General features: G+C 69.7%; 7 protein-coding genes and 2 pseudogenes. 4 read left to right on the forward strand and 5 right to left on the reverse strand.

Translation table 11 applies throughout. The annotated features are described in order from the left end of the window. The first annotated feature begins 461 nt into the window (after positions 1–461). Positions 462–1,391, forward strand: coding sequence for an NAD-dependent epimerase/dehydratase family protein (locus FRZ33_RS02825; protein WP_146907495.1), 930 nt, complete (start codon positions 462–464; stop codon positions 1,389–1,391). Between the two features lies 1 nt (position 1,392). On the opposite strand, the gene FRZ33_RS02830 is transcribed toward FRZ33_RS02825, so the two are convergent. The 4 genes and pseudogenes from FRZ33_RS02830 to FRZ33_RS02845 form a co-directional block, all read right to left on the reverse strand. Beyond that, positions 1,393–2,937 carry an SDR family NAD(P)-dependent oxidoreductase gene (locus FRZ33_RS02830; protein WP_146907497.1) on the reverse strand — a complete coding sequence of 515 codons (1,545 nt, stop codon included), beginning with the start codon at positions 2,935–2,937 and terminating at the stop codon, positions 1,393–1,395. A gap of 105 nt (positions 2,938–3,042) precedes the next feature. Further along, positions 3,043–4,143 carry a WD40/YVTN/BNR-like repeat-containing protein gene (locus FRZ33_RS02835; protein WP_146907499.1) on the reverse strand — a complete coding sequence of 367 codons (1,101 nt, stop codon included), beginning with the start codon at positions 4,141–4,143 and terminating at the stop codon, positions 3,043–3,045. 24 nt (positions 4,144–4,167) lie between these two features. Next, a complete protein-coding gene (locus FRZ33_RS02840) occupies positions 4,168–4,434 on the reverse strand; it encodes a ubiquitin family protein (RefSeq protein WP_227978047.1) in 267 nt (88 codons plus the stop codon). An 857-nt stretch (positions 4,435–5,291) separates the two neighbouring features. Continuing rightward, a pseudogene (locus FRZ33_RS02845) lies at positions 5,292–6,414 on the reverse strand (DesA family fatty acid desaturase). A 184-nt stretch (positions 6,415–6,598) separates the two neighbouring features. On the opposite strand from FRZ33_RS02845, the gene FRZ33_RS02850 reads away from it, so the two are divergent. Continuing rightward, positions 6,599–7,009: a cupin domain-containing protein gene (locus FRZ33_RS02850; protein ID WP_146907501.1), complete on the forward strand. Its 411-nt coding sequence runs from the start codon at positions 6,599–6,601 to the stop codon at positions 7,007–7,009. Here FRZ33_RS02850 and FRZ33_RS02855 read toward each other — a convergent pair. Next, positions 7,006–10,119, reverse strand: coding sequence for a mechanosensitive ion channel domain-containing protein (locus tag FRZ33_RS02855; RefSeq protein WP_146907503.1), 3,114 nt, complete (start codon positions 10,117–10,119; stop codon positions 7,006–7,008). The genes FRZ33_RS02850 and FRZ33_RS02855 overlap by 4 nt on opposite strands. A 340-nt stretch (positions 10,120–10,459) precedes the next feature. On the opposite strand from FRZ33_RS02855, the pseudogene mutM reads away from it, so the two are divergent. Continuing rightward, positions 10,460–11,270 (forward strand): annotated as a pseudogene (mutM, locus tag FRZ33_RS02860) (bifunctional DNA-formamidopyrimidine glycosylase/DNA-(apurinic or apyrimidinic site) lyase). 69 nt (positions 11,271–11,339) lie between these two features. After that, positions 11,340–11,903, forward strand: coding sequence for an ECF-type sigma factor (locus FRZ33_RS02865; protein WP_146907505.1), 564 nt, complete (start codon positions 11,340–11,342; stop codon positions 11,901–11,903). The last annotated feature ends 3 nt before the right edge of the window (positions 11,904–11,906 follow it).

Consider the following 11,906-nt stretch of genomic DNA (forward strand, 5'->3'; position numbering starts at 1 on the left):
GCCGCGGCTTAGATGAGCGCCGGTGCCCCCAGGCACCGGCGCTTTTTTTTTTTCGCCTGCCGTTAGACTCGACCCATGCTGACGACCTATACCCTGCTGCAGTTCCTGCTGGCCGTGCTGATGTGGACCCTGATCGGGCGCGGCGTACTGCGCCTGATGATCCCGGGCGACCCGTCGAAAACCCGGTCTACCGCATCTTCACCTGGGCCTGCTGGCCCGTGCTGGCACCGCTGCGCGCGCCACCTGGGCCGCGTGGTGCCACATTCACACCTGGGCTGGTACGCGCTGATCGCACTGATCGCCCTGCGCGTGGGCCTGTACATGCTGTTCTACAGCCAGGGCTGGCTGGTGCTGCCCCGGCGGCCGGATGAAACTTCGGCGCGACGCACGCAAAATGCCACGACGGGAACACGGCGCCAACGACACGATCGGCTAACCTCCGGTTCCCCGATGGAGCCCCCATGTCGACCCCGTCCCCCTCGCCCGCAACGAAAAAGAAAGTCCTCGTCACCGGCAGCTCCGGCCGCGTCGGCCGCGCCATCCACATCCGCCTGTCCTCGCGTTTCGACGTGAGCGGCCTGGACCGCCAGCCGTCCTCCACGGCCGCCTGGGTCGGCGAACTGGACTCGCCCGGGCTGCTGGAATGGGCGCTGCAGGACGTCGACACGGTGGTGCATACCGCCGCGCTGCATGCACCACACGTGCCGCACCTGTCCGAGGCCGAATTCCGCCGGGTCAACGTGGACGGCACCCGGCGCCTGCTGGATGCCGCCACCGCCGCCGGCGTGCGGCGCATTGTCTTCACCAGCACCACGGCGCTGTATGGCGACGCGGCGACGCCGCCAGGCTGCGCCGGCTGGGTGGACGAGGCGCTGCCACCCGAACCCCGCACCATCTACCACCGCACCAAACTGGAGGCCGAAGCGCTGCTGCGCGAAGCGGCGCTGGCGGGCGGGCCGAGCCTGCGCATCCTGCGCATGTCGCGCTGTTTCCCGGAGCCGGCGAACGTGATGGCGCTGTTCCGGCTGCACCGGGGCGTGGACGCCCGCGATGTCGCCGCCGCGCACGAGGCGGCCATGGAACACGACGGACCACCCTGCGCCACCTTCGTCATTTCCGGCGCCACGCCCTTCGTGGTCGAGGACGTCGATGCGCTGTGGCACGACGCGCCGACGGTCCTGGCCCGGCGGGCACCGTCCCTGGTGGCGGCGTTCGCCGCGCGTGGCTGGCGGCTGCCGGCGCGCATCGACCGCGTGTACAACCCCGAGGCCGCGGGCCGCGAACTGGGCTGGTATCCGCGCTACGGCCCGGGTGAAGTCCTGGCGATGCTGGTGGCCGGGTCGGGCGAAGTGTTGCCGCCCGACGAAAGCCTGGCCTGGTCGGCCGACTGAATCACCAGTCGGTCGGCCGGTAGTCCTTCAGGAACTGGCCCCAGACGTGGTGGCCGGTGTTGAAGCCGTCGATGATCGGATCGACGATGCGCGCCGCGCCGTCGACGATGTCCAGCGGCGGATGGAAGCGCTCCTCGCGGGTCTTGCGCTCGGCGATCTCCAGCGGATCCTCGTCGGTCACCCAGCCGGTGTCCACGGCGTTCATGTGGATGCCGTCGGACTGGTAATCGGCGGCCGAGGTGCGCGTCATCATGTTCAGCGCGGCCTTGGCCATGTTGGTGTGCGGGTGCCGCGTGGTCTTGAAGTTGCGGTAGAACTGCCCCTCCATCGCCGAGACGTTGACGATGTGCTTGTCGTGTTCGGGCGTGCGCTGCATCAGCGGCTTCAGGCGCGCGTTGATGATGAAGGGCGCGACCGCGTTCACCAGCTGCACTTCCAGCAGCTCGACCGCCGGCACTTCGTGCATCAGCAGGCGCCAGGAATTGCGACCGCGCAGGTCCACCTGCTGCAGGTCGGCGTCCAGGCGACCTTCCGGGAACAGGTGCTGCTGGCCCAGCAGTTCCTCGGCCAGCAGCGGCACCTGCGAGAGTTCGGCGGCGCGCACCAGGCCCGGCGCCTCGGCGCCGTGCGCCAGTGCGTTGCCGTCCGGCACCAGGTCGTAACCGCGCAGGCCTTCGTAGCTGCCCAGCAGCTTGCGCACGTGTTCGGGCATGTCCGAATGCGCGGCGGTTTCGCCGGCGATCATGTGCGCGTAGAACGCCGGCGGGCGGCGCACGGTCTGGCAGGCGTTGTTGATGATGAAGTCCAGGCGATCGCGCGTCTGCAGCAGGGTCTGGCAGAAGGCTTCCACGCTGGGCGTGTGGCGCAGGTCCAGGCCGAAGACCTCGAGGCGATGGCCCCACTCGGCGAAATCGGGCTCCTCGGCATAACGCGCCGCGGAGTCGCGCGGGAAACGCGTGGTGACGATCAGCGAGGCGCCGGCGCGCAGCAGCTTCAGGCCGGCCTGGTAGCCGATCTTGACGCGACCGCCGGTGAGCAGCGCGACACGCCCGCGCAGGTCGGCGGTTTCGGTGCGCTTGTGGAAATTGAACTCGCCGCAGGCCGGGCACATCTGGTCGTAGAAGTGGTGGATGCGCGTGTACTTTTCCTTGCACACGTAGCAGTGCTGCGGCTCGATGGTTTCGCGCGCGGGTTCGTCGGTGATGGTGTCCACCGGCGCCTTCGAGGGCGGGAAATAGTTCGGCGTGGTGAACACCGGCTTGCGCCGCAGCTCGCGGATGCCGGTGGCGTTCAGCACTTCGTCGTCGTGCGTGTTCTTCTGCGCCACCTGCGCACGCTTCTTCTCGCGCCGCCGCTTGCGGTGGTCGATCGGGTCGGGATTGTGGAACCGGTGCACGGCCGCTTTCAGGCGCTTCTGCTCGACTTCGGGCAGGGTTTCGAGCACCGACCGGTCGGCCGCGATGGCGTCGAGCAGTTCAGCGGCGACGCGCAGGCGTTCGAGCAGGGAATCACCGCCGGCGGGCGGAGGGGTGGGTTTATCGGTCATGAAAGGGGTCGGAAAGCGGGCGCGGCGGCCGTCGAGGGGCGGCATTGTCGCAGGACCGGGCCACGATTGCCCCGGTCCGGGCCTCGCGGCCCCGGGCCCGCCGCCTCAGGCGAAGGTCAAGGCATGGATCGGCGGCAGCCGCAGGGCCGGCGCCATCCAGCAATCGCCCTGGTCCTCGCTGATCCACAGGCCGCCGGTGGTCGAACCGATCGCCACCTGGTCGCCGCTGCCGTCCACGGCCAGGCCGTGCCGGTAGACCAGGTCATAGGCCGGATCGTGGGGCAGCCCTTCGGACAGCACGTCGAAATTCGCGCCGCCGTCGCGCGTGCGCGCCACCACCAGGCGGCCATCCACCGGCACCCGGCGCTCGTCCTTGATGGCCGGCACGAACCAGGCCGTGCCCGGCTCGCGCGGATGCACGCCGACGGCGAAACCGAACACCGAGGGTTTCACCGTGGCGACTTCGTGCCAGCGTGCGCCGCCGTCGTCGCTGCGGAAGACGCCGTTGTGGTGCTGCACCCACAGCGTGTCGGGCGCGGCGGCGCACTGCACCATGCGGTGCGGATCCTGGATCACCGGATCGAAACGACGGTCCTCCGGCATGTATTCGGCAAACATGCCGTCGCTGGTGACGCGCCAGGTGGCGCCGTCGTCGTCGCTGCGCCAGACGCCGCCGCAGGACACCGCGATGCGGATGCAGCGCGGATCGCGCGGATCCACGCAGATCGAATGGATGCCCGGCGAGTCGTATCCGCCGCCGAACCAGCCCGAACGCGACGGCTGGTCCCAGAGGCCGCGCATCAGCTGCCAACTCGCGCCGCGATCGTCGGAGCGGAACAGCCCGCCCGGCAAGGTGCCGGCCCAGAGCCGCCCGGGCTGGTCCGCGTCACCGGCTTCCAGCGACCAGATCAGTTCCAGCGTGGCGGGTTTGGGCGGTTTGCCGTCGCCGGTGGCGACGCTGTCGTCGGGGCCGTAGGCCGGCACCGCCAGTTCGGTCCAGGTGCGGCCGCGGTCGTCGGAGCGCTGCAGTTTGGCGCCGAAATGCCCGAGGTCGAGCGCCGCGTACCAGGCGCCGTCGCGTGGATCGGCGAGCGACAGTGCGACCTTGTCGCCGAGGAACGCCACGTGTTCGGTTTCCCAGCCCACGCGCCCACGCCGCAGCACGAACAGTCCCTTGCGGGTCGAAACCAGCAACGTGTCGGTCATGTCAGCCTCCTGAAAGCGCCTGCATCACGTAGATTTCCGCGTCCTCGCGCACGGCGAGGGCGAAGTTGATTTCGGTTGCAGTGCGTCGCCGTCAACGAACAGGGCGACGTGGCGGCGCAGTGCGCCGCGTTCGTCCAGCACGTAGCCGCGCAGGCCGGGATGGATTCGGAACAGTCCGTCGAGCACGGCGCCGACGCTGGCACCCGGCACCTGCACTGCCACTTCGCCATCCCCCGCCGGCGCCGGCGTCAGCCAGCGCGCGAGGGCGGATGCGATCACGACCTTGGCCATGGTTGTGCTCCGGCGTGGGCGGCCAGCATAGGCCAGTCCCTGCGCCGATGCCATGCTCGCTGTGTGCTGGATTTGTGTACTCGCATAGTGCTGGATCTGGCGCCGTCATCACCGGGGAAGTGAAGGGCTCTTTCTGCTCAGTGAAGCCTTTTATTTCGCAGAAAGAGCCCTTCACTTCCCCGGCGCTGCCGGTACGTTCTACCCGGGCCGCTGATTGGAGGGCAGGTGTGGCATCGGCGTTTTGCATACGCGTGCGGCTTCGCGGGCTTCCGCATGTGCGATCTTTCCTGCGCATCACGCTTGGCTAAGACGGGCAAGGCGAAAAGCCAGCGACACGTCTATCGCGGGCGCGTTCCCTGAACGCGTCTGGTGCCTTCCGTGCGAGGTTGGGTTGTAGGCGAGTGCGGCGCTTCGTGCGAAAACCGGGCAGTTGTGTGCGGCGCATCGCGCCGCCCGCTCTTCGCCGCTGCGCGGCGGGTACTCCTTCCGGCCTAGCCCCGAAGGCACCAGACGCGTTCAGGGGAACGCGCCGCGACGTGGCGCGTGGTGGAGAAGGGCCTCGGCACGATTAACCGCCAGATCCGCAGGAAAGATCGCGCATGCGGAAGCCCGTACACATGCACGCGTATGCAAAACGCCGATGCCAGCAAGAACTCCGTCACGAAACCGGGCCGACCCGACCGACGGCGCCGGGGAAGTGAATACCTCTTTCTGCGAAATAAAAGGCTTCACTGAGCAGAAAGAGGTGTTCACTTCCCCGGTGTCGACGGCCCAGATCCCCACGTGCAGAACGTCACAGCAATGCCAAACAAAAAGGCCCGCCGAAGCGGGCCTTCCTGCAGCACCAGCGCGTGGAATCAGACCCGTGCCGGCGCCATCGAATAGCCCTTCAGGCGCGCCGAGAACTCCTCGAGCTGGCGGATGCCCGAGGCTTCGGCCTCGGCGCACCAGGCGCGCAGCGCCTCCATCTTGGCTTCCGCCTCGGCGCTCCTGAGCTCGTAGATGCCGAGCAGGCGCGCACGGAACTCCATCAACCGCTGCGTATTCGGACGCTCCGCGATCCAGGCACTGAACCGCGCCCGGTGCGCCTCGTCCAGCCAACGGCCCTCACTGCGGAACGCACGACGCAATCGACCCGGCAGATCCTTGGCCTCCGCCTGCAGATGCGGCTTGAGCACCATCTGGAAATAGTCGGTCGCCACCTGCCAGCGATGCGCCATCACCGCACGCATCGTGTCCGCGTCGGGGACCTGGATGTTCGGGCGCACGTCGAGTTCCGGCGCCACGCGCAGCACCTTGGCCAGGCCGACGGCCTGCAGGCCGCGGATCACGGTCCAGCCGATGTCGAATTCGTACTTGCGCAGCGCGAACTTTGCCGAACTCGGGAACGCGTGGTGGTGGTTGTTGTGCAGCTCCTCGCCGCCCACCCAGAACGCCCACGGCGTCAGGTTGGTCGCGGTGTCGGCGGTGTCGAAGTTGCGGTAACCCCACCAGTGGCCCAGGCCGTTGATGACGCCGGCGGCCCAGAACGGGATCCACGCCATCTGCAGCGCCCACATCACGATGCCCGGGATGCCGAACAGGGTGAGGTTGATGGCCAGCATCAGGATCGGGCCGAAAGTCGCGCGCGGCGTGTACAGCTTGCGTTCGATCCAGTCGTCCGGCGAACCCTTGCCGTACTTCTCCAGCATGTCCTTGTCCAGGCGCGCTTGGTAGAGCTCGACGCCGCGCCACAGCACCTGGTGGATGCCCCAAACGCGGGCTGTGCGGATCTTCCTCGGTCTCGCACTTGGCGTGGTGCTTGCGGTGCACCGCGGTCCACTCCTTGGTGACCATGGCGGTGGTCAGCCAGGCCCAGAAACGGAAGAAGTGCGTCAGCACCGGGTGGAAGTCCACGCCGCGGTGCGCCGCGCTGCGGTGCAGGTACAGCGTGGTGGTCATGATGGTGAGCTGCGTCACCACCAGGAAATAGACCGCCATCTGCCAGTAGCTGGCCTGCGTGAAGCCACGCGCCAACCAGTCGAACAGGTCCAGGACATGGGGAAAACTCCGTAAAAAACGGGCGCTTGGCCCGGTATCAGCTGCGGATGATGCCCTCGGCACCATGCTCCGTCACCCTGCGTCGAGGTATGGTGTTCAGCCTCGGCCACCACAAGGGGCGGACATGAACGCGGATTCATCCCGGCAGCGTGTGATCCACCTGCCAAAGGGCGCCGGCCGGGTCTATGCGCTGGGCCCGATGCGCAGCGTGTTCCTGGCCGACGGCGAGGAAACCGCCGACACCTATTCGATCTCGGAATGGTGGCTGGAACCGGGCACGCCCGGCCCCGGCCCGCATTCGCACGAGGCCAACGACGACATCTTCTACGTGCTCGAAGGCCGGTTCAGGTTCCAGGCCGGCGACGACTTCATCGACGCCGGCCCGGGCGACTTCCTGCGCGTGCCGGCTGGCGTGGTGCACGACTTCAGCAATCCCGGCGCAGTGCGCGCCGGCCTGCTCAACCTCTACATCCCCGGCGGCTTCGAGCGGGAGATGCCGGGCATCGTCGCCTGGTTCGCCGCGCCGGAGCGCTAGGCCCCGGGTTTCGTTGGTTCGGGCTCGCGCGGATCCTGCGGCCGCCGCGGCTCCGGAAGTTCGCGCACGTGCACGTCCAGCTGCGGATAGGCGAAGGCGATGCCGTTCTCGGCGAACAGCTCGACCAGCCGGGCATTGATCTCGTTGCTCACGTGCAGGCGGTCGTTCATCGAGCCGACGAACACCCGCAGCTCGAAATCCATCGTGCTGGCGCCGAAGCCCAGCAGCCAGCTGCGCGGCGGCCAGTCCGTGAGCACGCGCGGGTTCTCCTCGGCCGCCTGCAGCAGCAGCCGGTGCACCAGGGCCGGGTCGGTGCCGTAGTCCACGCCCATCTTGATGGTGACGCGCGTGGTCTCGTCGCTCAGGGTCCAGTTCACCAGCTGGCCGGTGATGAAGACCTTGTTCGGGACCACGATCTCCTTGTTGTCGAAATCCAGGATCGTGGTGGCGCGGGTGCGGATGCGGGTGACGGTGCCGTCGAGGTTGTTGACGGTGATGGTGTCGCCGACCCGGAACGGCCGCTCGAACAGCAGGATCAGGCCCGAGACGAAGTTGGCGAAGATCTCCTGCAGGCCGAAGCCCAGGCCGACGGTCAGCGCCGCCGCCATCCACTGCAGCTGGCCCCAGCGCAGGCCGAGCAGGCCCAGGCCGGCGATGACGCCGATCACCACGATGGCGTAGCGCGAGACGCTGGTGATGGCGTAACGCGAGGCCGCGTCGATGCCGCCCCGCGACATCAGCGCGATCTCGATCAGGCCCGGCAGGTTGCGCGCGGCGACGAAGGTCAGGGCCAGCACCAGCACGCCCACCATCACCGCGACCAGGGTGACCGGCACCAGCACGTTGGCGCCGTCGGCGCCGGTTTCGGTGATGCTCCAGAGCGCGATCTCGTCGAAGCGCGCGATCGCCGGCAACACGTCGGCCCAGACCCAACCCAGGCCGATCGCCAGCAGGGTCAGCTTGAGCGCGCGCAACAGGCTGCGGCTGTGGGTGTTGACCTGCTCCAAGGTGATTTCCTCGTCGAGCTCGACCGGCACCGCTTCGCCGCTGGTCTCGGCCGGGCCTTCCCCGGCCTGCGCCTCGGCCTCGCGGCGCTGCTGCAGCCGGCGCAGGGCCAGCCGGCGTTCGCCCAGCACGAACCAGCGCGACAGCATGCCGTTCACCACCGCCACCACGGTGATCACGCCGACGCTGGAGAACACCGAATCCACCAGGATCGCGGCCGAATAAACGTATCCCTCCAGCGCAAGCACGGCGCAGACCGCCAGGAACAGCGGCACCGTGGCCCGCAGCAGGCGCCGCGCGCGCGAGCCGGTGTCGTCGCCGGCGCGCGTATGCCACAGCCTGCCCGGCGCCAGCAGTTGCCAGATCGCCCAGGCGCCGCTGATCGAGGCGAACGTCACCGCGATGCGCGCATGCACGTTCACCGCCAGGTCCTGGTTGCGGATGAAGGCCAGCAGCATGACGAAGTAGGCCGGCAGCAACAGCCACTGCAGGCGCGGCACCCAGAGCTGCAGCGCCTCGCGGCGCGGCCGGGTCCAGCGGAAGTGCGCGTGCGCCAGGCCGCGTTCGCGCACCAGCCAGCGCAGGAATCCCAGGGTGAACACCGGCAGGGCCAGCGCGATCAGGGCCTGGCCCAGCGAGTCGCTGTACTTGCCGGCGCCCACGCTCTGCAGCAGGCCGCCGAACATCAGCAGTGCCATCGCCGCCGGCAGCGCCGCCACGACCGTCCAGGCCAGGCTCTCGAGCGTGCGCCGGTAACGGTCCGCGCGCGCGTCGCGGATCGCCTGCGCCAGGATCCCCAGCCGCACCGGCGCGCGCCGGCGCAGCACCAGCAGCGCAGCCAGCACCAGCACGGCGCCCGCATGGGCCCAGGGGCGTTCCCGGATCGAATGCAGCAGCTGCTGGCCGCTGGTGGCCAGACGCGAAGGGTTCACCAGGTCATAGGCTCCGGCCGGCACCTGGGCCAGCCAGGCCAGGTCCACCGGCGGGTGGCTGCGTATCCACAGCAGGTGCCGGTTGAGGGTCTGGCGCAGCTCGCGGTTGGCGTCCAGGCGCGACTGCAGGCGCCGGCCGCTCTGCTCGCAGGCGGCGATCAGGCGCCAGATCATCGGCTCCAGCCGGTAGACCAGGTCCACCCGCTCGCTCAACAGCGATTCCAGCGGGTCTTCACCGGTCGCCTCGGCGGCCGGGGCGGCCGCGTCTTCCCGGCCGAGTGCGTTTTCGCGCAGTACGCGCGCCGCCGCCGGCAGGTCGGCCAGGTCGCGCTTGAAGTCGGCCAGGCCGATCAGGCGCAGGCGCAGTTCGGCCTCGGTCTGGCGCACGCTGTCGAGCTGCCGGCGGATGCGGGCCTCGGGTTCGAGCCGCCGCAGTTCGGCCCAGAGCCAGATGCCGACCTGTTCGCTGCGGCCGCCGAGGTCCACGCGGGTCTGGCTGTCGCGCACGCCGGCGAGGTCGCGCTCCAGCGCCTGTTCCTGCGCGGCTTGGGCGCGGCGTTGGTCGTTGAGGCGCTGGTTGGTGGCCAGCAGTTCCTCGCCCAGGGCCAGGTTTTCCCGCGCGACCTTCGAGGTCACGGCATCCGGAGTGGCGGCTTCTGCCTGCTGGGTCAACCGGGCGGTCAGCGCCTCGAGTTCCCGGCGGCCGCGCTCGGCGATCAGGGCGCGCAGCGTGGCCAGCCGCGGTTCGTGCATCGACAGGCGGTTGCGCAGGTCGCGCAGTTCCAGGTCCTGCAGGGCCTGGCGGGTGCCCGCGACATCCTGTTCGGCCTGCCACAGCGCCTGCTCGGCGACCAGTCGACGGCGTTCGGCGGTATTGCGGGCCTGGCGCGCGGTGGTGAGGGCGGCGGGCTCGCCGTCGCCGGGCACCACGGGCACGGCCAGTTCGTCGATGCGGCGCTGGCGCTCGCCCTGGCTCAGCTGGCCGGCGGTGCCCTGGGCGATGGTGGCCGACAGTTCGCTGGTCAGGACATCGATGCGGTCGCGCAACTGGCTGGCGGTGGTGCGCTCCTGCTCCAGCAGGCGCTCCAGGGTCTCGATGTCGGCGTTGGCGGGCAGCATGCTGCGCCAGACCTGCAGCGCCTCGCGCGTGTCCACGGCCAGTTGGGACTGCAACTCGGCGGTACGGGTCGGGGCATTCGCGACCTCGGCATGCAGCGCTTCCAGGCGCTGGGTGAGGGTATCGGCATCGCGGTCGGCGGCAGCGGCGGCGTCCAGCGCTTATGGGTGGCCTTGGCCTGCGGGTCGGCCAGATCGCTGGCGGCGGCGCGCAACGAGTCCAGCGGGCTCGACCCCGACGGCTTGGCCTGTACGGACGTCGTCAGCACCAGCAGGACGGCCAGACAGAACCGGAGGGAAACGGCGGACGATCGGTTCGGGCCCATGGGCCTAGGCTATCCCCGCGCAGCGGCCGGGCAATTCACGGCCTGCCCCGCGGCTCTGCGACACTGGCGCCATGCCCGAACTACCCGAAGTCGAGACCACCCGCCGCGGCCTGGCGCCGCACCTCGAAGGCCGCCGCATCACCGGCGTGGTGCTGCGCCGGCCCGACCTGCGCTGGCCGATCCCGCCCGAAGTCGCGCGCGAACTTCCGGGCCAGCAGGTGCTGGGCGTGCGCCGCCGCGCCAAATACCTGCTGCTCGACACCGCGCCGGGCAGCGCGCTGCTGCACTGGGCATGTCCGGCATGCTGCGCGTGCTGCCGGCGGCGACACCGGTGGCCGCGCACGACCACGTCGACCTGGCCTGGATTCGGGCCGCGTGCTGCGCTTCACCGACCCGCGGCGGTTCGGTTGCCTGCTCTGGCAGCCGGCCGGCGCGATCCACGCACTGCTCGAACACCTCGGCCCCGAACCGCTGTCGGACGATTTCGACGGCGACTATCTGTTCGAGCGCAGCCGCGGCCGCAAGGCGCCGGTGAAGGCCTTCCTGATGGACCAGGCGGTGGTGGTCGGGGTGGGCAACATCTACGCCGCCGAAAGCCTGTTCCGCGCCGGCATCGCCCCGGGCCGGGCCGCGGGCTCGGTGAGCCGGGAGCGATATGCCCGGCTGGCGACGGCGGTGCAGCAGATCCTGGCCCACGCCATCACCCGCGGCGGCACGACCCTGCGCGATTTCCTCAGCCCGGACGGCGCGCCGGGCTATTTCGAGCAGGAGTTGTTCGTTTACGGCCGCGAGGGCGAGCCCTGCCGGACCTGCGGCCGCCGGATCCGCGACGGCCGCATGGGCAACCGCGCCACCGCCTGGTGTCCCGGCTGCCAGCGTTGAGCCCGGACGACGCCCGCCCTCCAATGCGGCTATATTGTCCCCAGCCCGCGCAGACGGGCCCGGGGAGCCATGAACGAAACTGCCGAAATCACCCAGTGGTTGAGCGCTGCCCGTGGCGGCGACAAGTCCGCGCTCGACCGGGTGCTGGCGACGCTTTACCGTGAGCTGCACGGCATGGCCCGGCGCCAGCTGGGCGGCCAGCAGTACGGCCACACGCTCGACACCACCGCCCCGGTGCACGAGGCCTACCTCAAGCTCGCCGGCCGTGCCGAGGCCGAGTTCGAGGACCGCGCCCACTTCTTCGCCTACGCCGCCAGCGCCATGCGCTCGGTGGTGGTGGACTACGCCCGCCAGCGCATGGCGGTCAAACGCGGCGGCGACCTGCACCGCGTCACCGACCTGCCCGAGGACGCCGGCGGCGGCATGCGCCTGGACGAGGACATGCTCGGCCTCGATGTCGCGCTGAACAAGCTGCACGACCTCGACCCGCGCCTGGCCCAGGTGGTCGAGATGCGCTATTTCGCCGGCCTGTCCGAAACCGAGATCGCCGGCCTGCTCAAGCGCTCCGAACGCAGCGTGCGCCGCGACTGGCAAAAGGCCCGCATGTTCCTGCTGGCCGCCCTGCAGGGCTGAGGT

The organism is Arenimonas daejeonensis (genome assembly GCF_007993735.1).
Classification (GTDB): domain Bacteria; phylum Pseudomonadota; class Gammaproteobacteria; order Xanthomonadales; family Xanthomonadaceae; genus Arenimonas; species Arenimonas daejeonensis.